24 protein-coding genes and 2 tRNA genes are annotated in these 24,117 nt (G+C 66.5%); 14 read left to right on the forward strand and 12 right to left on the reverse strand.

The annotated features are described in order from the left end of the window. Positions 1 to 100: 100 nt before the first annotated feature. The 7 genes from ACS0OT_RS18130 to ACS0OT_RS18160 all read left to right on the forward strand — a co-directional run bounded on the left by ACS0OT_RS18130 (position 101) and on the right by ACS0OT_RS18160 (position 8,668). Positions 101 to 2,167, forward strand: a complete 2,067-nt coding sequence (locus ACS0OT_RS18130; protein ID WP_235646045.1) for a TonB-dependent siderophore receptor — start codon at positions 101 to 103, stop codon at positions 2,165 to 2,167. A 95-nt stretch (positions 2,168 to 2,262) separates the two neighbouring features. Beyond that, the gene (gene yccS, locus ACS0OT_RS18135; RefSeq protein WP_139727832.1) at positions 2,263 to 4,440 is read left to right on the forward strand and encodes a YccS family putative transporter; all 2,178 of its coding nucleotides are present in this window, start codon (positions 2,263 to 2,265) and stop codon (positions 4,438 to 4,440) included. 141 nt (positions 4,441 to 4,581) lie between these two features. Next, positions 4,582 to 5,376, forward strand: coding sequence for an SDR family NAD(P)-dependent oxidoreductase (locus ACS0OT_RS18140; protein WP_065178885.1), 795 nt, complete (start codon positions 4,582 to 4,584; stop codon positions 5,374 to 5,376). A gap of 98 nt (positions 5,377 to 5,474) precedes the next feature. Next, the gene (locus ACS0OT_RS18145; RefSeq protein ID WP_235646044.1) at positions 5,475 to 7,364 is read left to right on the forward strand and encodes an MFS transporter; all 1,890 of its coding nucleotides are present in this window, start codon (positions 5,475 to 5,477) and stop codon (positions 7,362 to 7,364) included. Positions 7,365 to 7,595: 231 nt separating this feature from the next. Continuing rightward, positions 7,596 to 7,883, forward strand: a complete 288-nt coding sequence (locus ACS0OT_RS18150; RefSeq protein ID WP_065198178.1) for a CD225/dispanin family protein — start codon at positions 7,596 to 7,598, stop codon at positions 7,881 to 7,883. Positions 7,884 to 7,917: 34 nt separating this feature from the next. Continuing rightward, positions 7,918 to 8,199, forward strand: coding sequence for a CD225/dispanin family protein (locus ACS0OT_RS18155; protein ID WP_065198179.1), 282 nt, complete (start codon positions 7,918 to 7,920; stop codon positions 8,197 to 8,199). A gap of 43 nt (positions 8,200 to 8,242) precedes the next feature. After that, complete coding sequence (locus ACS0OT_RS18160) at positions 8,243 to 8,668, forward strand: DUF2752 domain-containing protein (RefSeq protein WP_065198180.1); 426 nt, start codon at positions 8,243 to 8,245, stop codon at positions 8,666 to 8,668. Positions 8,669 to 9,151: 483 nt separating this feature from the next. Here ACS0OT_RS18160 and ampE read toward each other — a convergent pair whose 3' ends face one another. The 5 genes from ampE to ACS0OT_RS18185 all read right to left on the reverse strand — a co-directional run bounded on the left by ampE (position 9,152) and on the right by ACS0OT_RS18185 (position 12,847). After that, positions 9,152 to 10,039 (reverse strand): regulatory signaling modulator protein AmpE, encoded by an 888-nt coding sequence (ampE, locus tag ACS0OT_RS18165; protein ID WP_139727835.1) that lies wholly within the window; start codon positions 10,037 to 10,039, stop codon positions 9,152 to 9,154. A 146-nt stretch (positions 10,040 to 10,185) separates the two neighbouring features. After that, positions 10,186 to 11,091, reverse strand: a complete 906-nt coding sequence (gene nudC / locus ACS0OT_RS18170; RefSeq protein ID WP_065178883.1) for an NAD(+) diphosphatase — start codon at positions 11,089 to 11,091, stop codon at positions 10,186 to 10,188. A gap of 119 nt (positions 11,092 to 11,210) precedes the next feature. Further along, entirely contained in the window at positions 11,211 to 11,603 is a 393-nt protein-coding gene (gene erpA / locus ACS0OT_RS18175; RefSeq protein WP_005419789.1) for an iron-sulfur cluster insertion protein ErpA, read from the reverse strand. A 31-nt stretch (positions 11,604 to 11,634) separates the two neighbouring features. Next, the gene (locus tag ACS0OT_RS18180) at positions 11,635 to 12,099 is read right to left on the reverse strand and encodes a bactofilin family protein (protein ID WP_053497672.1); all 465 of its coding nucleotides are present in this window, start codon (positions 12,097 to 12,099) and stop codon (positions 11,635 to 11,637) included. A gap of 4 nt (positions 12,100 to 12,103) precedes the next feature. After that, complete coding sequence (locus ACS0OT_RS18185) at positions 12,104 to 12,847, reverse strand: DUF6776 family protein (protein ID WP_005419791.1); 744 nt, start codon at positions 12,845 to 12,847, stop codon at positions 12,104 to 12,106. A 179-nt stretch (positions 12,848 to 13,026) separates the two neighbouring features. On the opposite strand from ACS0OT_RS18185, the gene ACS0OT_RS18190 reads away from it, so the two are divergent. From ACS0OT_RS18190 to ACS0OT_RS18200, 3 genes are read left to right on the forward strand one after another with little or no spacing between them, the layout of a single operon-like run. Beyond that, positions 13,027 to 13,644, forward strand: coding sequence for a DUF4126 domain-containing protein (locus ACS0OT_RS18190; RefSeq protein ID WP_005419792.1), 618 nt, complete (start codon positions 13,027 to 13,029; stop codon positions 13,642 to 13,644). A 44-nt stretch (positions 13,645 to 13,688) separates the two neighbouring features. After that, positions 13,689 to 15,578: an EAL domain-containing protein gene (locus ACS0OT_RS18195; protein ID WP_032954585.1), complete on the forward strand. Its 1,890-nt coding sequence runs from the start codon at positions 13,689 to 13,691 to the stop codon at positions 15,576 to 15,578. A 1-nt stretch (position 15,579) separates the two neighbouring features. Beyond that, on the forward strand, positions 15,580 to 17,814 hold the full coding sequence (locus ACS0OT_RS18200; RefSeq protein WP_065186760.1) for an ATP-binding protein: 2,235 nt from the start codon (positions 15,580 to 15,582) through the stop codon (positions 17,812 to 17,814). Position 17,815: 1 nt separating this feature from the next. Here the strand turns inward: ACS0OT_RS18200 and bfr are convergent, their stop codons facing one another. The 3 genes from bfr to ACS0OT_RS18215 all read right to left on the reverse strand — a co-directional run bounded on the left by bfr (position 17,816) and on the right by ACS0OT_RS18215 (position 19,465). Beyond that, positions 17,816 to 18,286 carry a bacterioferritin gene (gene bfr, locus ACS0OT_RS18205; RefSeq protein WP_005419804.1) on the reverse strand — a complete coding sequence of 157 codons (471 nt, stop codon included), beginning with the start codon at positions 18,284 to 18,286 and terminating at the stop codon, positions 17,816 to 17,818. Between the two features lie 142 nt (positions 18,287 to 18,428). After that, the gene (locus ACS0OT_RS18210; protein ID WP_065178881.1) at positions 18,429 to 18,638 is read right to left on the reverse strand and encodes a (2Fe-2S)-binding protein; all 210 of its coding nucleotides are present in this window, start codon (positions 18,636 to 18,638) and stop codon (positions 18,429 to 18,431) included. Between the two features lie 203 nt (positions 18,639 to 18,841). Further along, entirely contained in the window at positions 18,842 to 19,465 is a 624-nt protein-coding gene (locus tag ACS0OT_RS18215) for an RNA pyrophosphohydrolase (RefSeq protein ID WP_005419809.1), read from the reverse strand. 121 nt (positions 19,466 to 19,586) lie between these two features. Between ACS0OT_RS18215 and ACS0OT_RS18220 the strand changes: the two genes are divergently transcribed. After that, positions 19,587 to 19,663: transfer RNA gene (locus ACS0OT_RS18220), tRNA-Met, on the forward strand. A gap of 55 nt (positions 19,664 to 19,718) precedes the next feature. Continuing rightward, positions 19,719 to 19,793: transfer RNA gene (locus ACS0OT_RS18225), tRNA-Gln, on the forward strand. A 325-nt stretch (positions 19,794 to 20,118) separates the two neighbouring features. On the opposite strand, the gene rpsI is transcribed toward ACS0OT_RS18225, so the two are convergent. Both rpsI and rplM read right to left on the reverse strand, forming a co-directional pair. Continuing rightward, positions 20,119 to 20,511, reverse strand: a complete 393-nt coding sequence (gene rpsI, locus ACS0OT_RS18230; RefSeq protein WP_005411311.1) for a 30S ribosomal protein S9 — start codon at positions 20,509 to 20,511, stop codon at positions 20,119 to 20,121. Positions 20,512 to 20,513: 2 nt separating this feature from the next. Then, complete coding sequence (gene rplM, locus ACS0OT_RS18235; RefSeq protein ID WP_005414692.1) at positions 20,514 to 20,942, reverse strand: 50S ribosomal protein L13; 429 nt, start codon at positions 20,940 to 20,942, stop codon at positions 20,514 to 20,516. Between the two features lie 196 nt (positions 20,943 to 21,138). Between rplM and coq7 the strand changes: the two genes are divergently transcribed. Further along, on the forward strand, positions 21,139 to 21,783 hold the full coding sequence (gene coq7, locus ACS0OT_RS18240; RefSeq protein ID WP_065178880.1) for a 2-polyprenyl-3-methyl-6-methoxy-1,4-benzoquinone monooxygenase: 645 nt from the start codon (positions 21,139 to 21,141) through the stop codon (positions 21,781 to 21,783). A gap of 84 nt (positions 21,784 to 21,867) precedes the next feature. Here coq7 and ACS0OT_RS18245 read toward each other — a convergent pair whose 3' ends face one another. Next, positions 21,868 to 22,188, reverse strand: a complete 321-nt coding sequence (locus tag ACS0OT_RS18245) for a DMT family transporter (RefSeq protein ID WP_005419816.1) — start codon at positions 22,186 to 22,188, stop codon at positions 21,868 to 21,870. Positions 22,189 to 22,356: 168 nt separating this feature from the next. Then, the gene (gene speD, locus ACS0OT_RS18250; protein ID WP_005411315.1) at positions 22,357 to 23,151 is read right to left on the reverse strand and encodes an adenosylmethionine decarboxylase; all 795 of its coding nucleotides are present in this window, start codon (positions 23,149 to 23,151) and stop codon (positions 22,357 to 22,359) included. A 149-nt stretch (positions 23,152 to 23,300) separates the two neighbouring features. On the opposite strand from speD, the gene crp reads away from it, so the two are divergent. Then, on the forward strand, positions 23,301 to 23,990 hold the full coding sequence (gene crp / locus ACS0OT_RS18255) for a cAMP-activated global transcriptional regulator CRP (protein ID WP_010482649.1): 690 nt from the start codon (positions 23,301 to 23,303) through the stop codon (positions 23,988 to 23,990). Positions 23,991 to 24,117 lie beyond the last annotated feature (127 nt).

Raw genomic sequence — 24,117 nt, forward strand, 5'->3', positions numbered from 1 at the left:
CCCCGCTGCCCTCTCCGGCAAGCCTGCGTGATCCCAGCCATCAACCTTTCCCCCCATGCGGGCGGATGGCGCGTGGCCGTTCGCCGAGGATGACTGAACCATGCTCCTGCACCCACTCTGCCGCCCGGCGCTGCTTGCCGTTTCCCTGTCACTGGCCTGTGCCGCGCATGCCCAGTCCGTACCCGAGCGCACCCATCGGAACCGCAGTGCCACCGATCTGGATGCGGTGAAGGTCACCGCCGAACGCACCCACGCCGATACCGGCGCCCTTGGTGATCGCGTGCTGCGTGATACCCCGTTCGCGATCACCGCCGTGGGCCGCGAGCAGATCGAGCAGCGCCAAGTGGTCTCGCTGGGCGAAGCGTTCCTGCTCGACCCTTCGGTCACCACCCAGGTCAGCGCCTATGCCAGTGGCTGGAGTTCGCCGATCCGCAACCGTGGCATCGACCTGAACTTCGACAGCTATCGCGTCAATGGCCTGCAGGTTTCCTCGTGGGGTACCGAGTGGCCGCTGGAAGTGATGGAACAGGTCGATCTGCTGAAAGGCCCGGGTGGATTCCTTTATGGTTTCGGTGCCCCCGGTGGCATCGTCAACTACATCACCAAGAAGCCGACCGACACGCCCACCTTCTCCGCCCAGCTGGGCTGGCGCGAGCAGGGCATCGTCAGTGGCGGGATGGACGTCGGCGGCCGCTTCGGCAACGAGCAGATGTTCGGTTATCGCTTCAATGCTTTCGAGGAAAAGGGTGAGACCTTCAATGGTGGCCACGTCGATCGCAAGGTGGGCGCACTGTCGCTGGACGCGCGCCTGAGCGACGCACTGATCTGGACCTTCGACGGCGTGTTCCAGTCACGCGACCTGCGCGAGGAATCGCCGCAGTACTACTTCCGCGGACTGACCTCGTTACCACGGCCGATCGCCGGGAATTCCGGCAACAGTGTCCCCGGCACCTACTACGACACTCGTTCCAGCCTGTTGTCGACCCGCTTGGACTGGCAGATCAACAGCGACTGGAAAACCAGCCTGAGTTACGGCGTCACCACCTCGTGGAATGACGTCAACAAGATCTTCGCCTACATCGATTCGCCCAATGGCGACTATGACGTCAACGTCTATGAACTGGGTGGCAAGAGCGAGTGGAAGCTGGCGCAGGCGATGCTGCAGGGCAGCTTCCACACCGGTCCGCTGCAGCATCAGGTGGTGGCAGGCATCAGTCACCAGACCGGGCTGGGCTGGGACCGTCCCTACGAATGGAGCCTGATCGGCCGCGCCAACCTGTACCAGCGCCATGCCATCCGCCATGACGCCGTCGGTTCACGGGTGATGACCCGCGGCGACGAGACCGTGCAGCAGGCCGTGTTCGCAAGCGATACCGTCGATCTCGGCAACGGCTGGTCGGTGCTGGCGGGCTGGCGCTACAACGATTACGAGACCAAGGGCCGCTACCACACCTATCCGGTCACACCGACCTATGCCGTGATGTTCAAGCCCAGCGAGGCGGTCACCCTCTACGCCAGCTACATCGAATCGCTGGAAGCGGGCAGCCGCGTAGGCAACAACTACATCAACGCCGGTGATGTGCTCGACCCGACCCTCAGCAAGCAGTACGAGATCGGCGCGAAGGCCGAGGCCGCGCGCTGGAACGCGAACGTGGCGGCGTTCCGGCTGGAACGTGGCGCCAACATCGATGAACTCACACCGGCCGGCAAGCGCCTGGTGCAGGACGGCATCACGCTGTACGAAGGCATCGAGGCCAGTGCCGACCTGCACCTCAGCGATGTCCTCACGGTTGGCGGAGGCGTCACCTGGCTGGACCCGACCTACGACAGGCTGTCCCCGGCCAGCGCTGCACAGGAGGGCAACCGTACCGCCGGTGCGGCGCGCTGGAGCGGGGCCGTGCACGCCACCTACCAGCTGCGGGTGGATGGCCTGGAAACATACGCCGCGGTGCGCTACTACGGCGATGTCTGGTACGACGCCGACAACACCCTGAAGCTGCCCGATTACACGCTGGTCAATGCAGGCATCGGCTACCGCCTGCTCGCCTCCGGTCATCCGCTGACCGTGCGCGCCAGCGTCGAGAACCTGGCCAACCGGAAGTACTGGTCCAACGCCGGCACAGGCCTGCCACGTACGTTCGCTGTGAGCGTGCGGTTCGACATGTAGGGTCCGGCAGCACCGTGGGTGCGGACCGTTGGTCCGCACTCCATATTTCACGCGCAGCCCGCAATAATGGTGGAAGACCCTTCCACCGAGCCTGCATGTCCGCCCGCCAATCCCGCCTCAGCCGACTGTGGGCCCACGAAAAGGCCAGCTACGGCCTGCGCGTGTTCATCGCGCTGACCGCGGCCGTGGCCGTGTGCTGGCAGTTCGAGGCGCTGACCGCCCTGCCCGGCGTGTTCCTCGGCATCATCGCAAGCGCCATCGCAGAAACCGACGACAACTGGTGGGGCCGGACCAAGGCCGTGGTGTTGTCCCTGTTGTGCTTCTGCATTGCGGCGGCTTCGGTGATCTGGCTGTTCCCGTGGCCGTGGATCTTCATCGGCGCGCTGGCACTGTCCACCTTCGGCCTGACCCTGCTTGGCGCGCTCGGCGAGCGCTACGCATCCATTGCCCAGGCCACGGTGACGCTGGCGATCTACACGATGATCGGCCTGGAACAACATGGTGCCAGCGACCTGCACAGCGCACTGGAAGCGGTCAGCCATCTGCTGGCCGGTGCGGTCTGGTACGGGCTGTTGTCGATCCTGTGGGCCGCGTTGTTCGCCAACCGGCCGGTGCGCGAACGCGTGGCGCGGCTGTACCTTGAGCTGGGCCGCTACCTGCAGCTGAAGGCTGCGCTGTTCGAGCCGGTGCGCGAAGCCGACCTGCAACGTCGCCAGCTCGACCTGGCCGAACAGAACCGCCGTGTGGTGGGTGCGTTGAACGAGGCCAAGACCGCGATCCTGGCCCGCTTCGGCCGCTCCGGCCGGCCCGGGGTGAACTCCGGCCTGTACCTGCGCCTGTACTACATGGCGCAGGATTTCCACGAGCGCGCCAGTTCCTCGCACTACCCGTATGGCGCGCTGGTGGACGCCTTCTTCCACAGCGATGTGCTTTACCGCTGCCAGCGCCTGCTCGACCTGCAGGGCCAGGCCTGTGCCCGCCTGGGCGAGGCGATCCGGCTGCGTCGTCCGTTCGTATACGGCGAAAGCAACCAGCAGGCCGGGCGCGACCTGGCCGACGCGCTCGCCTACCTGCGTGACCAGCAGCGCCCGCAGTGGCAGCGCCTGCTCGGCTCGCTGGACCTGCTGGTTCACAACCTGCGCAGCATCGAGCGCCGCCTGCTGGATGCCGAACGTTCCGAAGCCAGCCTGGACAACGTCGACACCCGCCTGCGCGACAGCAACCCGCATACCCTGCGCGAGATGGGCGTGCGCATCCGCCAGCAGCTCACGCCCGGCTCGGTGCTGTTCCGCCATGGCCTGCGCATGGCACTGGCGCTGATCGCCGGCTTTGCAGCGATCCGGCTGTTCAATGCGCAGAACGGTTCATGGGTACTGCTGACCATCGTGTTCGTGTGCCGGCCCAACTTCGGCGCCACCCGCCAGCGCCTGGCACAGCGCATCGTCGGCACCGTCGCCGGACTGGTGCTGACCTGGGCACTGCTGCAGCTGTTCCCGCAGCTGCACGTACAGCTGCTGATCGCACTGCTGTCGGCACTGTTGTTCTTCTTCACCCGCACCGACCGCTACCTGGTGGCATCAGCCGCGATCACCGTGATGGCGCTGACCTGCTTCAACCTGATCGGCGATGGCTTCGTGCTGATCGTACCGCGCATGGTCGATACGCTGTTGGGCTGCGCGATCGCAGCGGCGGCAGCGTTCCTGATCCTGCCCGACTGGCAGGGCCGCCAGCTGCATCTCGTCCTGGCACGCGTGCTGGACACTGCCGCTCGCTACCTGGATTCGGTGCTGGGCCAGTACCGCAGCGGCATGCGCGACGACCTGGCCTACCGCATCGCCCGCCGCGACATGCACAACGCCGACGCCGCGCTGTCCACCGCACTGTCGAACATGCTGCGCGAACCCGGCCACGTGCGCCGCAACCTGGATGCCGGCTTCCGCTTCTTGGCGCTGTCCAACACGCTGCTGGGGCATCTGTCGGCGCTGGGTGCGCACCGCGACCAGGTGGACAGCTACGCAGGCGATCCACTGGCGCTGGCCGCGGGCGATCGCGTGCGCAAGGCACTTCAGGAGCTGGCGACGGCGCTGACCGCGCGGCAACCCGTCGCGGACGATGACAACGACGCCGACCGCGCGGTGGCCGCCGAGCTGGAGCAGATCGACGAGGCGATGCCACCGAAACTGCAGTTGATCCGTACCCAGATGGCGCTGGTACTGCGCATGCTGCCGAAGGTGCGTGCCGCGGCCAATGAGGCGGCGACCAACCTGACCTGATCCCTCATCGCTGATCGGGCATCCCATCCACGCAGGGCGTGGATCTGCTGCGCCGCGTGCAACGGCGCGTTGCACCGGGCGATGCAGTTCGATCACGCCGCCACGCGGATACTGGGCAATCGCCCGCTCTGGATCATCACCATGAAAATCGAACTCAGCGGCCGCACCGCGCTGGTGACCGCCTCCACCGCCGGCATCGGCCTGGCCATCGCCCAGGGCCTGGCCAGCGCTGGTGCGCGGGTCGTTCTCAATGGCCGCAGCACCGACAGCGTCGAGCGCGCCCGCCGACACCTGCTCGCGGCCGTGCCGGTAGCCGACGTATTGGGTGTCGCCGCCGACCTCTCCGATGCGGCCGGTGTCGATACGCTGCTGGCTGGGCTGCCGAGGGTCGACATCCTGGTCAACAACGCTGGCATCTTCGGCCCAGAGGATTTCTTCCAGACCGATGACGCCACCTGGGAGCGCTACTGGCAGACCAACGTGATGTCCGGCGTACGCCTGTCGCGTGCGCTGCTGCCAGCGATGGTCGATGCCGGCTGGGGCCGCGTGCTGTTCATCTCGTCCGAATCGGCGCGCAACATTCCGTCCGACATGATCCATTACGGGGTCAGCAAGACCGCGCAGCTGTCACTGTCACGCGGCCTGGCCAAGCGCGTGGCCGGCAGTGGCGTCACCGTCAACGCAGTGCTGCCTGGCCCGACCCTGTCCGATGGCTTCGCCGCGATGTTCGAGGATGAACGCCAGCGCAGCGGCAAGCCGCTGGAACAGATCGGCCGCGAGTTCGTGATGGCGCACCGGCCGTCTTCGGTGATCCAGCGCACCGCTACGGTCGAGGAAGTGGCCAACATGGTGGTGTACCTGGCCTCGCCGCAGGCTTCCGCCACCTCCGGCGCGGCGCTGCGCGTGGACGGCGGCGTGGTCGACGATATCGTCTGAGGGTGCTGGCAGGTGTGCGGACCAGCGGTCCGCACCCACAGGTCCGCACCCACAGCGGATGGGCAGGAATGCTAGGCTGCGCCGGTCAAGGAGGCTCCATGTCCGGTCACAACCAATTCGCCCTGCTGCGCCAGCGCCGTTTCCTGCCGTTCTTCGTCGTACAGGCGCTCGGTGCGTTCAACGACAACGTGTACCGGCAGGCGATCATCAGCATGTTGCTGTTCATGGCCGTGCCGGAGGAAGAACTGGGGTTGTACGCCACCCTGGCACCGGCCATCTTCATCCTGCCGTATTTCCTGTTCTCGGCGCTGGCCGGGCAGATCGCCGACAAACTGGAAAAATCGCGGCTGATCGTGATCACCACCACCATGGAGATCGTGATCATGTCGCTGGCGGCCACCGGCTTCCTCACCCAGAGCCTGCCGGTGCTGCTGGTCGCGCTGTTCTGTACCGGCATGCAGTCCACCCTGTTCGGCCCGGTGAAGTATTCGGTGCTGCCGTCGGTGCTCAGGCCCGAGGAACTGACCGGCGGCAACGGCCTGGTCGAGATGGGGACCTCGATGTCGATCCTCTCCGGCATGATCGTCGGCGGCCTGGTGTTCACCGTGGCCGGCAGCCACGGTACGGTGGTGGCTTCGTGCGCGATCATCGCCCTGGCGATCTGCGGCAACATCGCCGCGCGCCTGATTCCCAGGGTCGATGCAGGCGACCCGACCCTGAAGATCAACTGGAACCCGTTGCCGGAATCGCTGGCGGTACTGCGCATGGCGCGCCAGCAGAAGGCCGTGCGCAACTCGATCCTGGGCGTGTCCTGGTTCTGGTTCGTTGGCACCGTGCTGACCTCGCAGCTACCGGCCTACGCGGTGACCAACCTGGGCGGCGAGCCGACCCTGTACATCTTTGCGCTGGCCCTGTTCTCGGTCGGCACCGGCGTCGGCTCGCTGCTGTGCGAGAAGCTGTCGGCACGCACGGTGGAAATCGGCCTGGTGCCGCTGGGTGCGTTCGGCATGACCGCCTTCCTGCTCGACCTGTACTTCGCCCGCAGCGGCGAAGCGACCGTGCACGGGCTGATCATTGGTCCGTTCCTGCAGCAGCCCGGCAGCATCCGCATCGTCATCGACCTGGTCGGCATCGGCCTGTTCACCGGCATCTTCGTGGTGCCGCTGTTCGCACTGATCCAGAGCCGCACGCCGAAGGCGCAGATGTCGCGCGTGTTCGCCGCACTGAACATCCAGAACTCGGGCTTCATCGTCGCTGCGGCGTTGCTGTCGCTGGCCGCGCACAAGCTGCTGCACTGGACCATTCCGCAGCAGTTCCTGGCGCTGGCCATCGCCAACGCGCTGGTGGCGATCTACATCTTCACCATCGTCCCTGAATTCCTGATGCGCTTCCTCAGCTGGCTGATGGTGCGCACCCTGTACCGGCTGCGCCCGCACGGCATCGAGGCCAACGTGCCGGACGAAGGCGCCGCGCTGCTGGTCTGCAACCACGTCAGCTACATGGACGCGCTGATCCTGTCGGCGACGATTCCGCGCCCGGTGCGCTTCGTCATGTACTACAGGATCTTCAACATCCCGGTAATGCGCTGGATCTTCCGGACCGCCAAGGCAATCCCGATCGCCGGTGCTCGCGAAGACCCGGCACTGATGCAGCGCGCGTTCGACGAGATCGACGCTGCGCTGGCCGAAGGCGAACTGGTCTGCATCTTCCCCGAGGGTGCGCTGACCCGCGACGGGGAAATGGCGCCGTTCAAGTCCGGCGTCGAGAAGATCCTCGAGCGGCGGCCGGTGCCGGTGGTGCCGATGGCGCTGCGCGGCATGTGGTCGAGCATGTGGAGCCGGCGCGACAGCCGCCTCGGCCGCATGCGCGTACCGCGCCGCTTCCGCGCCACCGTGGAGGTGGTGGCCGCACCGGCGGTGGATGGCCGCACCACCCGCGCCCCGGTGCTGGAGGCCCAGGTGCGGGCCCTGCGTGGCGATCACGCCTGATCGGCCGCGCGGCCGCCGGTAACCCTTCCAGGCAACAGCCCCCATTCCCCCTGCAGACACGGCTTCTGTTTCCCTACAGGGGCCCGTCAAAAGCTTCCGGTCAATGGCCATACACTCCAGTATCTGACTGTAACCGCATACATGCAGCGCGGGTTGAGGTAGATTACGCACCCACAGGGGGGAGGTCCGGCCAATGCACCATGGCCGGCCACCGAGGAATGGAGTCTCGCTTTGAATCAACCACCACCGCTCAGCCGTCCGGTCTACATCCCCAACCATCTGGTCTGGGCGATCCTGACGACGCTGTTCTGCTGCCTGCCGCTGGGCGTGGTGTCGATCGTGTATGCCTCCCAGGTCGATGGCCGCCGCGCGGCGGGCGACCTGCCGGGGGCCTACAGCGCGTCGCGCAAGGCGGGCTGGTGGGCAGTGGCTTCGGCCGTGGCCCTCCCGGTCCTGTTGCTGTTGTGGTTCGGGCTGTTCGGCGGCTTGGCCGTACTGGGCGCTCTTTCCGAAACGTAATTCACCACTACCACCCATCAAGGAGCTTGAACCCATGAACACCGCTACTCCGCAGGTCCCGAACAATCTCGTCTGGGCGATCCTGAGCACCCTGTTCTGCTGCCTGCCGGCCGGCATCGTGTCGATCGTCTACGCCGCCCAGGTCAACGGCAAGCTGGCCGCTGGCGACATCGCCGGCGCGCAGGAATCCTCGGCGAAGGCCAAGAAGTGGGCCATCTGGTCGGCGATCGCGGCCGTCGTGGTCGGCGTGCTGTACGGCATCCTGATTGTCGCCGTGGGCGGCATGGGCGCCATGAGCGGCGGCAGCAGCTACTGATGCCCCTGGACGGATCCGGCGCCCGCGCCGGATCCGTTGCTGCATGTCCGCGCTTCCCGCCCGCTCCCGATTCGCCCGCTGGGCGCCGCTGCTGGCCTCTGCCGGCCTCGCCGCCGGTGCTGCGGCGGTGTTGCGCAACGTCAATCCGTATGCCGCCGGCAATCCCTTGCCGGGCTGTCCGCTGTACGCGCTGACCGGCCTGTACTGCCCGGGCTGCGGCAGCACGCGCTGCCTGTACTCCCTGGTCCATTTCGACCTGCCCGGCGCGATGGGGATGAACCCGTTGCTGGTCATCAGCCTGCCATTCCTGCTGCTGATGCTGCTGAACGTCGCCGGCATCCGTCCACGTGTGCTCGATCCGCTGATGCGGATACTGGCCAATCCCACGTTCTGGCTCTGGGTGCTTCCCGGCTATGCGCTGCTGCGCAACCTGCCGTGGGCGCCATTCACCGCGCTGGCACCGATCTAGGTTGCCAGCCGACGGCGCAGCCCCTCGTGGTGGGCGGCGTTTGAAGGCAGAAGCCTTGGGGTTGGCCGGGCGGGATGGGTTTGCGGGGGACGCCGTGAATCCGTCCGTGGAGGCTTGGCCGCGGCATCCATGCCGCGGACACCCCCGCAAACCCATCCCGCCCGGCCACGGACAGTTTCCGTGTGCGTCCACCACGGAAAAGAAAGAGAAGATCAAAAGCGGAAGCGGATCGCTTCGCTGCGCTCGCTCGGAGCCGAGCATGGCTCGGCTCTACAGAACGTCAGTGCGCGGAAAACTGTCGAAGGCGGGGTGGGTCGGATGGCGGGGGTGTGAGCCGCATGGATGCGGCGACCAAGCCTCCATGGACGGATTCACGGCGTCCCCCGTTATCCGACCCACCCCGCCAATTCGCAGCAATCCAGCCATTGCTGTTGCTGTTGCTGTTGCCTCTGCAGGTGCAGGGCTGCAAGCCCTGCAAAACAACTACGTCACCCAGCCTGCAATCACCAGCAGGGCGAGCACCGCCAGCCACAACAGCAGCATCCGCCACACCAGGCTCATCGCATCACGCAGGTCCGGCAGCCGCTGCCACACCGGCAACAGCCCCGCCTCGGTGTAATCGTGCGCGTCCTCGCGCAGCTCGGCGTTGACGCTGGCCCGCGCCACCGCGCCCAGGAACCCGATGGAGCCGGCCAGGCGTTCGCCATGGGCCTGGCGCCAGGCCTTCCACGCCGTATCGAAGTTGCCGACCAGCGCCATCGAGAACGCCATCAGCTGCGCTACCGGCCACTCGATCCAGCCCAGCAGGCGCTGCGCCAGCGCCAGCGGCTCCACCGGCACGCGTGCACGCATCGGGCTTTCCGCCATCAACGCCAGCAAGCGGTAGCCCAGCGCACCGGCCGGGCCCAGCAGCAGGAACCAGAACAGCACCGCGAACCAGCGACGCAGCGCATTGAGCACGGTCGCCTCGACCAGCGACGGCACGTCTTCGCGCAGGCTGCCACCGGCGGCCTGCAGGTTGCGCACGGCTGCCTGCCGCGTCGCGGCGTCGTCCGCATCAATGATCGCTTCGATATCCCGATCCAGGTCACGCGGCCCCCAGCACCAGGCCAGCACGGCCACACCCAGCAGCAGCGACGGCAGGCCGAACAGCACTCCGCGCAGCAGCCACGCCAGCAGCCCCATCAGCAGCAACGGCGGCAGCAGCGCCAGCGCCACTCCAGCCGGTCCCTGCCAGGCCTTGCCACCACGCGCGTCCAGCCAGCCCAGCCAGCGCCGGAAGCCGTCGAAACGGCGCATCGAGGCGGCAGCGGCCGGGGCAACGTGGCCCAGGGCCAGCGCCACCAGCACGGCGGCCAGAGTGGTGAACATGGCAGGTCTCCCTACGAAACAGAACGCTCGGCGCCGCTACCTTACCTGTCGCAGCGGTGCCCTCGCGGGTGAACCGGACTGTAACCCGGGCCGTGTTCAGGTGGCGGCAATACAGCTGCCACGACCGGCCCGGCCGAAACGCCGACTCAGCCTCGCTGCTGGCGGTACCAGTGTTCGATCAGGCCCCGCGAAATCGAGATCGGTGGCGACAGGCGGATGCCCTGGCCGTCGTCCTCCACATCGCGCGCCAACGCGGCGCCGACCTCGTCGGCACTGAACCAGCGCGCGTCTTCCAGCTCGCCATCCACGGTCGGCAGGTCGTCATGCGCCTGTGCACGGAAGCCGACCATCAGCGCGCCGGGGAACGGCCACGGCTGCGAACCGAGGTACTGGCAGGCGGTCACCCGCACCTTGCTCTCCTCATGGACTTCGCGCACCACGGTCTGCTCGAAGGTCTCGCCGGGTTCGACGAAGCCGGCCAGCACCGAGTAACGGCGCGGGGCCCAGTTCGACTGCCGGCCAAGCAGCAGCCGGCCCTGGTTTTCCACGGCGACGATCACCGCCGGATCGACGCGCGGATAGTGTTCGGTGGAACACTGCGCACAACGGCCGACGAAGCCGCCACGGGCAAACGCCACCGCGCCGCCGCATACGCCGCAGAAGCGGGTGCGCGAGTGCCAGTAGGACATGCCACGGGCATAGCTGAAAGCGGTGGCATCGGCCATCGGCCACAACAACGCAGCCTGGCGCAGATCGAGTCGGCGTGGCGCGCTCACGGTGACATTGCTGGCTTCAACCGAGAACCATGCCTGATCACCGCGCAGCCCCAGGAAAACTGCGGCGCCCGGGCCACCGCCGACGTCGGCGCCGGTCAGCGCCAGCGGCTGGTCGTCATCGCCGGTGAAGGCGCTGCCATCGTGATCGAGGACGAGGATGCGCGCGCCCGGCCACAGGCGCGCCAGTGCATCAGCATCTTCGCGCAGGGCATCGGCGCGCTCCAACGGTTCGCCAACGAAGGCGAAACCGGAAAGCGGCGAAGGAGTATTGGGCATCCGCCAAGCGTGCCGCCAATCGATGCAGGTGGCAAGCCGCAGGCTTTGCGGAAACCGCCTGTGGGTCCGGAGCTTGCTCCACACACCTTGTCGCGCGGGACACAGGTCCCGCGCCCTGGTTACATGCTGAAACTGCTGCCGCAGCCGCAGGTGGTCTTTGCGTTGGGGTTGCGGATCACGAACTGGGCACCGGTCAGGCTCTCGGTGTAATCCACCTCCGCGCCCATCAGGTACTGCAGGCTCAGCGGATCGACCAGCAGGGTCACCCCGCTGGTCTGTACCGCCAGGTCATCCTCGGCACGGTTCTCGTCGAACTCGAACCCGTACTGGAAGCCCGAACAGCCGCCTCCCTCGATGTACACACGCAGGGCCAGGTCGGGGTTGCCCTCTTCCTGGATCAGGGATTTGACCTTGGCGGCCGCCGACTCGGTGAAGTTCAGCGGGCGCTCCAGCGATTGGTAATCGGGCGCGGCAACCGGGGTGGCGCCGGGCAGGGAGACTAGCGTGCTCATGCTGCCAGCATGGGGGTGCCGACGACGGCTTTCAAGCCATCGCCTCGGCCAGCTTGCGACGCGCGGCGGTATCGCCCTTGCCATCATGGGCGTCTTCGCCTTCCGGCGCCGGCAAGGCTGCCATCGGGGCGCTGGCATGGATCAGGCGGCCGTTCAGCTGCGCGCCCGCGTTCATCTCCACCACCTGGTAATGGACGTTGCCATTGACCCGTGCGCTCGGGGTCAACTCGACCTTCTCGGTGGCGTGTACATCGCCGTCCAGGCGGCCGCTGATGACCACCACCTGGGCCCGGATCTCACCTTCGATCACGCCGTGCTCGGCAACCGTCAGGGTCGCACCACTGGCGCCTTCGGCGGCGATCACCTTGCCGTGGATGCGGCCTTCCACATACAGGCCACCACTGAATTCCACATCCCCGCGGATCACCACCTGGTTGCCGATCAGGGCATCCACCACCAGCTGGCCTTCACGGTTGGATTTGCTGCTTCCGAACATCTGCCTACTCCCCTTTGCTGGCCGGCGCACCGGCCTGTTTCCAGTCGAATACCTGGGTGGTACCCCCCGTACCACTCCCCAATGTCACCCGCACGCGTTGCGGGGTGAAGTCAGCCGGCAGCATCACGCTGCCGGTGAGCTGCTGGAAGTACCGGAACGAGTAGTCCTGTCCCGGCACCTTGCTGCGCTGGTGCAGATCATCCCAGCTGATCGTGGCCAGCTTGCCGTTCTTCACGCCTTCCACGGTGAAGCGCATCTGCCCCTGGCTGATGGCCCCGCGGTTGAGGTTCTGGGTCAGCACGGCGGTGTACTGCCAGGTGCCGGCCGCTTCCGGGCTGAACTCGATCGAATGGGTGTTCAGGCCCTTGCGCTGGCTGGTCGAGCCGACCAGCCGCTCATAGAAGGCAACATCGGCGCGCAGCCCGGCGATTTCCTCATCGCGCTCTGCCAGCGAGGACTGCACCTCGGTATTGGCGGCACGGCTGATGCGGTCAGAGGCTTCCAGCGTGGCCTGCTTCTGGCGCAGCTCGGTCAGCTGTGCCTGCAGCGCCTCGGCACGCTTTTCGGCGGCCTGCAGGCGCTGGCCCTGGGCATCGCGCGGGGTGGCCATCCAGCAGCCGCCAAGCACCGCCAGCACCAGGCTGAGCAGCCAGATGCCGCCGATCACCAGCAGGCGGCGACGGTCGGCAGGCGGTTGCGGCGCGCCGGGCAGGCGGACCTGCACGCGCATGGGAGGACGGTTGGTCATGGGTGGTTTCCGGGGTATCGCAAGGGCGACACCGGTACGGCCCCTGTGGCAAACGACGGGCTAGTGTATGACAGGACGGGTGGGTTTCCTGCGCAGTGGCCGGCCACGGTCGGTGGCGTTCAGGCACGCCATCGTCGATAGTGTGGCCCCCTGCACAGTTCCGTCGCCGGAGCACCGCCATGACCGAAGCCCACCTGTTCGTGATCGGCATCCTGCTGGCCTGGCTGGCCGGTATCCGCGTCTACCTCACCGTGTTCGGTGTCGGCCTGGCCGGGCTGCTTGGCTGGGTCGACCTCCCCCCCGCCCTGCAGGCCACCGAATCCTGGTGGGTGCTGGGCACCTCGGCGGCGCTGGCAGTGGCCGAATTCTTCGCCGACAAGATCCCTGGCGTGGATTCGGTGTGGGACCTGGTGCAGACGCTCGCGCGCGTACCGGCCGGCGCATTCCTTGCGGCGGCCACGCTGTCGCCGGATGGCCAGCTGGGCACCGGTGCGCTCGCCGCCGGCGCCGGCGTCGCCCTGGCCAGCCATGGCCTGAAGGCCGGTACCCGCGCCCTGCTCAACACCTCGCCGGAACCGGCCAGCAACTGGGTCGCCTCTGCGGCCGAAGACACCGTCGTGATCGGTGGCCTGGCCCTCGCCCTGGCACACCCGTGGATCGCGCTGATCGTGGTACTGGCCTGCAGCCTGGCCGGTGCGCTGCTGGTGTGGCTGGTCTGGCGCGCCCTGTGGAAGGGCGTGCGCTGGCTGGCGCGCGGTGCATCGGCAGCACCGCCAGGGCACACCGGTACCGGCTGAGCGCCGGGCTTGTCGCATAATGGACGCGAACACCAGGAGCACCGATGGCCGCAAACGAATCCCCCGCGGGCGCCCGCCCGGGACGCGCTGAAACCCCTCCGGCCGACCATTGGCAGCGCTGGGCCCCCGAGACGGCACCTCCGGCCGTGGACCCACCGATGGCGGCGACCCCATCCCCTGTCGCGGCCGATGCGTCCACGCCGGCCAACAGCGCACCGCCGCCGCTGCCCGGCCCGATCGCACTGGCCGACGCCGGCAACAACGATCTGGCCCCGTCGCCATCGGACTCGCCCTACCGCGTGCTGATCGTTGAAGACGATCGGGCGCAGGCCCTGTTCGCGCAGAGCGTGCTGCACGGCGCCGGCATGCAGGCGATCGTCCACAACGATGCCGATGCCGCGCTGCAGGCCATCAAGGAGCACCGCCCCGACCTGATCCTGATGGATCTTCACCTGCCCGGCCTGGACGGCATGCGCCTGACCGCGCTGATCCGCCAGCAGCCCGGCCTGCAGCTGCTTCCGATCGTGTTCCTCAGCGGTGATCCGGATCCGGAGCGCCAGTTCGAAGTCCTCGACAGCGGCGCGGACGACTACCTGAGCAAACCGATCCGGCCCCGCCACCTGATCGCAGCGGTGGCCAACCGCATCCGCCGCGCACGAGCCCAGGCCGCGACCCTGCCCGGCGCCACCGGCGCACCGGCCACCAGCAATCCGGAAACCGGCCTGCCGACGCGCCACCACGTGCTGCAGCAGCTCAACACCGCACTCGCCCACCGCGATCAGGGCGGCGTGTTCTTCATCGAAGTGGCCAGCGCGCTGGGCCTGCGCGAACGCTATGGCTATGCCGCGTTTGAACGGCTGATGGTGCAGGCCGGGCAGCGCCTGGCCGAAGCCGGCCATCCGCACCTGCTGGCACGCCTGAACGACAACAGCTTCCTGCTGCTGGCCCGCAGCGCCGACGAGGACGCCCTTGAAAGCATCGCTGCCAGCCTGCGCGAGCAGCTGTCGGCACGTGCCTTCGTGATCCGCGACGACGAATCCGTGCACCTGCGCGGCGTAGTTGGCTATGCACCGCTGTCACCGGGCTTCGAGGATGCCAACAGTGCGTTGGAAGCCGTCGAGCGCACCACCCTGCAGGCGCGCCTGCTCAGCGCCGGGGTGGCCGGCCATGTGCACCGCCAGGCAGTCACCGAACAGGAACACCTGGCGCTGCTGGAAGGACAGCTGGAACTGGCCTATCAGCCGATCGTCGCTGTTGCCGGCGGCAACACCGCGCAGTACCAGTTGCTGCTGCGCCTTCGCCAGGCCGACGGCACCGTGCTGGCGGCCGGGCAGGTGATCCCGGCAGCGGAAGCCGCAGGCCGCATTGCCGATCTCGACCAGCAGGTGATGGATCACGCGCTGGGGCTGCTGGACCTGTACCGCCACGCGACGCAGCCACTGAACCTGTTCGTCTCGCAGTCGCTGCGCACCCTGCAGCGCGACGCCTTCGCCGACTGGCTGCTGGAATCACTGCAGCAGCGCGACCTGCCGGGCAGTGCACTGGTGATCGACGTGCGCCTGCCGGACGCACTGATCCACACCGTGCCGCTGCAGCAGTTCTGCCAGCGCATGGCCAGTGCCGGGGTGCGCTTCTGCCTGAGCCAGTTCGAACCCAGCGGCGAGGCCGATGCCCTGCTGAACCAGCTGCCGCTGTCGTTCGTGCGCATGGCTGCGCGCTTTTCCAGCAGCCATGCCAATCCGGCCACGCGCGAGGAGCTGCGCAAGGCGATCGATCAGGCCCATGCCGCCGGGCTGCAGATCATCGGCCAGCAGATCGAGGATCCGCAGGCTGCGGCGGCGATGTGGGTCGGCGGCGTCGACTACATCCAGGGCAACATGGTGCAGTCGGCCGGCAGCGACCTGAACTTCGACTTCCACAACGCGGTGCTCTGACGTGCCGCTGTGGGGCGTGCTGCTGGTTGCCCTCGCCGCGGCCACCATCGCGCTGATGGTGCTGGGCCTGCGGCTTCGCGCGCGCGACCGTGCGCTGGCGCAGCTGCAGCGCACGCACGGAGCGCTGGCCGCTGAACGGGACCAGCTACGCCATACCACTGAACGCCAGGGCCAGCTGGAACAACAGCTGCTGCAGGCCAAGCAGGCCGCCGAGGCGGCCGTGCTGGCCAAGGGCGAGTTCCTGGCCACGATGAGCCATGAGATCCGCACCCCGCTCAATGGCATCCTGCCGATGCTGGAGCTGATCGCACGCGGGCCACTGAGCGAGGACCAGCGGCAGATGCTGGCCACCGCCTCGGCCAGCTCGCAGCAGCTGCTGCGCATCGTCGACGACATCCTCGACTACTCCCGGCTGGAAGCACAGGCGCTGGAGCTGGAAATCACCAGCTTCAACCTGCGCGATCTGCTCGATGGCGTGGTGCAGCTGATGCAGCGCGCCGCCGACGCCAAGGGCCTGGCACTGGGCCTGCAGCTGGATCCATCGGTGCGCCTGCCGGTGCGCGGCGACCCGGTGCGCCTGCGCCAGGTGCTGAGCAACCTGCTGGCCAATGCGATCAAGTTCACCGCCCGCGGCCAGGTGCAGCTGCGCGTGCTGCGCCTGGGCGAAGGTGCCGCGCAGCACCAGCTGCGCTTCGAGATCATCGATACCGGCATCGGCATCGACGACGCGCTGCAGGCACGCCTGTTCCAGTCTTTCAGCCAGGCCGACGCATCCACCACGCGCATCTACGGCGGCACCGGCCTGGGCCTGGCCATCTGCAAACGCATCATCGACCTGATGCATGGGCGTATTGGTGTGCAGTCCACGCCCGGCCAGGGTGCTACGTTCTGGTTCGAGATCCCGCTGCTGAAGGTTCCTGGCGACCTGCCGGCGATGACGCGCGCGCCGGCACCGCTGCTGCTGTTCAGTGCCGATGCAACGCTGCAGGCACGCATCGAGCGCATCGCTGCCCACCATGGACTGCAGGTGGAGGTGCTGGCGCAACTGGACAGCGTGGTCGAGCGCCTGCGCGCTCCCGCGCGGCCCGGAAAACCGGCACCCGCCTGGCTGCTGGTCGATGCGCGCGCACGCCGCAACGGCGAGGCCACGCTGCAGCTCGCACTGGGGGAACGCGGCGACGACGATGCACTGCAGGTACTGTGGCTGCAGGAGGATGCGATTGCGCAACGCCCCCGCCAGCGCCAGCTGCCCTCCCACTTCGACGACGCCGCCCTGCATGCACTGCTGGCAGCACCGGTCGCCTCTGCCCGCCCCGCTGCGCTGCTGGCCAGCGCGGAACACGAGCAACCGGCTGCCACGCTGCCGCCGCTGCATCTGCGCGTGCTGGTGGTGGAGGACAATACGGTGAACAGGATGGTGGCCGAGCAGCTGCTGCGGGTGTTCCAGTGCGAGGTGCGCAACGTCGCCGATGGCGAACAGGCCCTGGCCGCCCTCCGCGAAGGCGGGCTGGACATCGTGCTGATGGATTGCCAGATGCCAGTGCTGGACGGCTACGCCGCCACGCGCCGCTGGCGCGCCGAAGAAGCGGAAACCGGGCATGCGCGATTGCCGATCATCGCGATGACCGCCAATGCGATGGCCGGCGACCGCGAGCGCTGCCTGCAGGCTGGCATGGACGATTACCTGTCCAAGCCGATCGCACGCGCCACGCTGCATGCGCTGCTGCAGCGCTGGGGTGGCGGTAAAGCCGCAGCACCTGCACGGCCTTCTGTAGAGCCGGGTGATGCTCGGCTGACGGCCAATTGCAGTCGCACGCCATCAGCCGAGCATGGCTCGGCTCTACCGAATCCGGAAAAGCAGGTGGCGCCAGCAGCACAACCGGTGCTCGACCGCGATGTACTGGATGAACTGCACGCGGTGATCGGCGATGCTGCCACCCAGATCGTCACGGTATTTCTTGAAGATGCGCCGGCGATGGTGCAGCAGTTGCAGCTGGCCGCGCGGAACAGCGATGAACCGCGCATGCAGGCCGTCGCGCACAGCCTGAAATCATCAAGCGCGAACGTGGGGGCATTGTCGCTGTCGGCGATCGCGCAGCGGATCGAGCACGAGGCCCGTAGTGGCAGCCTGCAGCGCCCCGCAGTCGCGGTGGCGCTGCTGGTTGCGGAATTCGCCCGGGCGCGCGTTGCACTGACGGGCTACCTGGCACAGCATCGCGCCGGCCAGGACCGCTGATTCACTCTTCCAGCTTGCTCAGCAGGTACTTCGGCTCGCCGATGCGCTCGATCAGGTCGAGCTGGGTTTCCAGCCAGTCGATGTGCTCTTCCTCCGAGTCGAGGATCTTCACGAACAGCTGGCGGCTGACATAGTCGCCAACCGAATCGGAATAGGCCACCGCCTCGCGCAGGGTGACCACGCCATCGCGTTCCAGCGACAGGTCGCACTGCAGGATTTCAGTCGGGTTCTCGCCGATGCGCAGCTTCCCGAGCGCCTGGAAGTTCGGCAGGCCTTCGAGGAACAGGATGCGGTCGGCGAGCATGTCGGCATGCTTCATCTCGTCGATCGATTCCTTGTACTCGTGTTCGGCCAGCTCCTTGATGCCCCAGTTCTTCAGCATCTTGGCGTGCAGGAAGTACTGGTTGATCGCGGTCAGCTCGTTGTAGAGGACCTTGTTGAGGAATTCGATGACCTTGGTGTCGCCCTTCATGGGGATGCTCCTGCACGCTGAAAACGCAGGCACTGTAACGCCTTGCGTGCGGTGGTGAAGGAACGCGAATCGTGCGCATTGGCCTGCGCGGTTGCAGGTGAAGGACGCGAAAGCGCGGCGTCAACAGGCCGCGAGGAAACGATCAGGCAACCTGGGCCAGGCCCAATACCGGCAGCGGCAGATCGTGCGTCGCGCGTGCCTTGGCCAGCAGGTCGCCGGCCATGTCCAGGCAGGAACCGCAGGTGGCACCGCAACCGGTACGCATGGTCAGTTCGGCCACCGTGCTGACACCATGGTGGGCGGCTTCGCGGATCTGGTGGTCGGTGACTCCGTTGCAGATGCAGACGTACACAGGCGGGAACCGGGCTGGCAGGCCAGAAGCGGCCTGTTGCCTATTCCAATGGAAACGAGAATGGTTGTCAATCAGAGACCTGAACCATTCTCGATACCGTTCACAGTCGGATTGGCCGGCCCGCCGGACAGCCCGGTCCTGCTGGAAACAGCCGGCGGGGACGCGTTGTGACGGATCGGCCCGCAGCCTGCGTGGCCTCCCATTCAAACCGCCCCGGACTCCCCCTTGGCCTTGCGCGGCCAGTAGCCGCCGCGCTTGGGCGTGCGCTTCCGGGGCCTGTCATGGCCGGCCGCGTGGCCCGGCATCCAGGCCTCGGCGGCACTCTTGGGCATGGCGCTGACGCCCTGCCCGGCCACCCCACGCGCCAACGGCGCCAGGTGTCGCAGCGCGCGCGCATAGACGCCACGCTTGAACATCACCACGTGCTCCACCGGGTACCAGAAGTCCACCCACCGCCAGTGGTCGAACTCGGGCGAGTCGGTATGGTCCAGCTGCACATGCGATTCGTCGCCGGTCAGGCGCAGCAGGAACCAGACCTGCTTCTGCCCGATGCAGACCTGCCGTTCATTGCGGCGGATGGCCCGCGCCGGCAGCTTGTAGCGCAGCCAGCCGGGCGTCGCCCCGAGCACTTCCACGTGCTCAGGCAGCAGGCCGGTCTCTTCCTGCAGTTCACGATACATGGCCTCGACAGGCGTCTCGTCGGTGTTCATGCCACCCTGCGGGAACTGCCAGCCGTCCCGGCGCACGCGTCGTGCCCAGAACACCTGGCCGTCCTGCCGCATCAGCACGATGCCGACGTTCGGTCGATAGCCGTCCGGATCGATCACGATGCGGACTCCTAAGAAAATCTACTGGTCGGGACTATCCCATGCCCTCTGTCGGCCCACAAGCACGGCACAAAAGTGTTGACAGGGCCGATACACATCCGCAGAATAGCGGGCTCACCAAGGCTATGTAGCTCAGCCGGTTAGAGCACAGCACTCATAATGCTGGGGTCGGTGGTTCGAGTCCACCCATAGCCACCACACTGAAAATCAAGTTGTTTTTCAGTGTGAAAAGTGAGAAAATAGTTGCACGTTTTGCCCCGTCGCCAAGCGGTAAGGCACCTGACTCTGACTCAGGCATTCGGTGGTTCGAATCCATCCGGGGCAGCCAAATTAAAAGCAAAAGGCCAGATCGAAAGATCTGGCCTTTTGCTTTTAATTTGGTCGCGCATTCCACCTGATCCCTGCGCCTGTCGGCGCGCCCCCTTGAACAACAAGGGGGCTCTTCTCCAGAGAGGCACCCGCGGGATCGGACCCTGCTCCGCAGGAAACGGCACCACCCCACCCCTTCCGAGATGCGACGCCCCGGGTAGTGCCGGCCGCTGGCCGGCAACCAGGACATCGATGACCCCCAGAACGACAAAAGCCCGACCGAAGCCGGGCTTTTGCTTTCCCATCCAGCGGGCTCCCGAAGGAGCCCAACCAGGCGCGGTAGATCAGCGCTTGGAGAACTGGGTGGCGCGGCGGGCCTTGTGCAGACCAACCTTCTTACGCTCGACTTCACGGGCGTCACGGGTCATGAAGCCAGCCTTGCGCAGCTCGGACTTCAGGGTTTCGTCGTACTCGACCAGAGCACGGGCGATGCCCAGACGGATCGCACCGGCCTGGCCGGTGGTGCCGCCGCCAGCGGCGGTGACCAGGATGTCAAAGCTTTCGGTGTTCTTGGTCAGCTCGAGCGGCTGGCGCACGATCATGCGCGCGGTCTCACGACCAAAGAACTCGTCCAGCGGACGACCGTTGACGGTGATGTTGCCCGAACCCTTGCGCAGGAACACGCGAGCGGTGGAGGACTTGCGGCGGCCAGTGCCGTAGTTTTGAGTGATAGCCATGATTAGATATCCAGAACCTGCGGCTGCTGTGCGGCGTGCGGATGCTCAGTGCCGGCGTAGACCTTGAGCTTGCGGTACATCTGGCGACCCAGCGGGCCCTTCGGCAGCATGCCCTTGACGGCGATCTCGATCACGCGCTCCGGGTGGCGCTCCAGCGCCTGGGCCAGGGACTCGGTCTTCAGGTTGCCGATGTAACCGGTGAAACGGTGATACATCTTGTCCTGCAGCTTCTTGCCGGTGACGGCAATCTTTTCTGCATTGATGACGACCAGGTAGTCGCCGGTATCAACGTGCGGGGTGTAGACCGGCTTGTGCTTGCCACGCAGACGGCGGGCCAGCTCGGTGGCGAGACGGCCCAGGGTCTTGCCCTCGGCGTCGACGAGGTACCAGTCGCGCTGGACGGTCTCGTTCTTGGCAGTGAAAGTGCTCATGAAGAACTCTATGTTAGGTCGGGCTCATTGCGGCGAACGGCTCGCCGGAACTCTGCCACGCGTTGTGAAAGGTGAAGCGTAAGAGGCGGGATTGTACGCAGGTCAAGCCCCCGGTGCAAGCCGGCCATGTCCCGGGTTGGCAGGGGGCCGGAGCCGGGGGAGAATCGAGGGGTCTTCCGTCCCACCGCGTACCGCCATGACCGTGCTCCGCCAGACCACACCGCTGGACCATCTGCTGACCGAAGCGCAGCGCGCCTTGGACACGGTGTTCGGCAACCCGCCGGCAGCCCGCCCCTACCCGGCCGCGGACACCAGCGAGCCGGGCATGGACAACGCTGAACGCCGCCACGCGGCCGGGCTGATGCGGATCAACCACGTCGGCGAAGTCTGCGCACAGGGCCTGTATTTCGGGCAGGCCGCCGTGGCCCGCGACCCTGCCACGCGTGAACACCTGCTGGAAGCGGCCCAGGAGGAGACCGACCACCTGGCGTGGTGTGCCACCCGGCTGGGCGAGCTGGACAGCCGCCCGAGCCTGTTCAACCCGCTGTGGTACGCCGGCAGCTACACCATCGGCACCCTGGCCGGGCTGCGCGGCGACGGCTGGAACCTCGGCTTCGTGGTCGAAACCGAGCGCCAGGTGGAAGCCCATCTGGACGAGCACCTGGTCGATCTGCCGGCCGGCGACCTGCGCAGCCGTGCGGTCATCGAGGTGATGAAGGAAGACGAAGCCCGCCATGCGGAGCACGCCGAGCAGGCCGGCGCACGCCGCCTGCCGTTCCCGATCCCTGGCGTGATGGCGCTGGCCTCCAGGGTGATGAAGACCATCGCCTACCGGCTGTAGGCCCGGGGTAGTGCCGGCTGGCCGGCGACCACGCAGGCACCGCAGAAGATCAAGAGGTTGCCGGCCAGCGGCCGGCACTACCGATTAATTGGGCGAGACCAGCTTCAAGCCGATCACGCCGGCCACGATCAGGCCCACGCAGGCCAGGCGGGCCGGCGACGCACTGTCATTGAACAGGTAGATGCCGAGCACAGCCACGCCCATGGCACCGATGCCGGTCCAGATCGCGTAGGCCGTACCGACCGGGATGCTCTTCATCGCCTGGCTCATCAGGTACAGGCTGATCAGGGCCGATACCACCGTGGCAACGGTGGGCAGGGGTTTGCTGAAGCCTTCGGAGTACTTCATTCCGAGGGCGAAACCGATCTCGAACAGGCCGGCCAGCAGCAGGTAGATCCAGGGCATGGGTGGGGGCTCCTTACCTTTTTTGAGAAAAACGAAACGGCCCGGTGTTTTCACACCGGGCCGTGGGTCGGTACATCACCGTGGAACTGTAACGCGTGCGGGGCACTGGTTCCACGGGGCGGGTCGTCCCGCCTGGGTGGCGATGCCTGCGGGCATCGCACATGGGGCTTACTCGGACAGGTTCCGGCCGTGGAACAGCTCTTCGATCTCGCGCTTGAGCAGCGCTTCGATCTTCATGCGTTCCTTGAACGACAGGTTCTTGGCCTTTTCCTCGAACAGGTACTGGTCCAGGTCGAAGTCCTTCAGGTGCATCTTCGTGTGGAAGATGTTCTCCTGGTAGACGTTGACGTCGAACATCTCGTAACGCGACTTGATGTTCTTGGCCAGGAAGTTCTGGATCGAGTTGATCTTGTGGTCGATGAAGTGCTTCTTGCCCTTCACGTCGCGGGTGAAGCCACGGACGCGGTAGTCCATGATCACGATGTCCGACTCGAGGCTCTCGATCAGGTAGTTCAGGGCCTTCAGCGGGGAAATGACGCCACAGGTGGCCACGTCGATGTCCGCGCGGAACGTGGCGATACCTTCCTGCGGATGGGTTTCCGGGTAGGTATGGACCGTGATGTGGCTCTTGTCCATGTGCGCGACCACGGCGTCGGAGATCAGCTCCTTGCCGGCCAGCTTCTTGTCGATCACCGGTTCTTCGGAGATCAGGATGGTCACCGAGGCACCCTGCGGATCGTAGTCCTGGCGGGCCACGTTCAGGATGTTGGCGCCGATGATCTCGGCGACATCGGTCAAGATCTGAGTCAGCCTGTCGGCGTTGTACTCTTCATCGATGTATTCAATGTAACGCTGACGCTCCTCTTCGGTGCGCGCGTAACACACGTCATAGATGTTGAAGCTCAGCGCCTTGGTGAGGTTGTTGAAACCCTGCAGCCTCAGGCGAGGCAACGGCTTGACCACGGCGGTCGATTCCTGTGTAAGAAGGGAAAGGGGGAATTATGGGGCAAACTGCCCCCGGGGGGAACGTGAAGACGCAAGAGTTCTGGCACACTGTTTGCCCTTAACAATTGCGCTGGTTAAGCTCCGCTATCGACCCCGTGAATCCGTTCATGCGCAGAGGGAGCGCTCCTATCGTGTCAACCGTGCGCCTAGCTAGCAGTCCACTGGCCCTGGATATCGCCACAATCGATCGTTTCCTGGCGCACAGCCACAGGCGGCGATATCCCACCCGTACCGACGTCTTCCGGCCCGGAGACCCGGCGGGAACCCTGTATTACGTCATCAGCGGCTCGGTTTCGATCATGGCCGAGGAAGATGACGATCGCGAGCTTGTGCTGGGCTACTTCGGTGCCGGCGAGTTCGTCGGCGAGATGGGCCTGTTCGTCGAATCGGACCGCCGGGAGGTGATCCTGCGGACCCGTACCGCCTGCGAGCTGGCTGAAATCAGCTACGAGCGCCTGCATCAGCTGTTCCTCGGCCCGCTGTCGGCCGATGCCCCGCGCCTGCTGTACGCGCTGGGCCAGCAGATTTCCAAGCGCCTGCTCGACACCAGCCGCAAGGCCAGCCGCCTGGCATTCCTGGACGTGACCGACCGGATCGTGCGCACCCTGCACGACCTGGCGCAGGAACCGGAGGCGATGAGCCACCCGCAGGGCAGCCAGCTGCGCGTATCGCGACAGGAACTGGCGCGACTGGTCGGCTGCTCGCGCGAAATGGCCGGCCGCGTGCTGAAGAAACTGCAGACCGACGGCCTGCTGCATGCCCGCGGCAAGACCGTGGTGCTGTACGGCACCCGTTGATTGCAAGGCAACCCAAGGCTGCCGAGCCATCCTGTAGAGCCGAGCCGACGCTCGGCTGCTGTCCGTCGAAGGCAGCCGCGCATGGCTTCAGCTCTACACGGCCCCTGCGCGGCCCGCTGGGCTAGGC

Origin of the sequence: Stenotrophomonas maltophilia group sp. RY12688 (assembly GCF_052149045.1) — a bacterium.
GTDB classification, from domain to species: Bacteria; Pseudomonadota; Gammaproteobacteria; order Xanthomonadales; family Xanthomonadaceae; genus Stenotrophomonas; species Stenotrophomonas sepilia.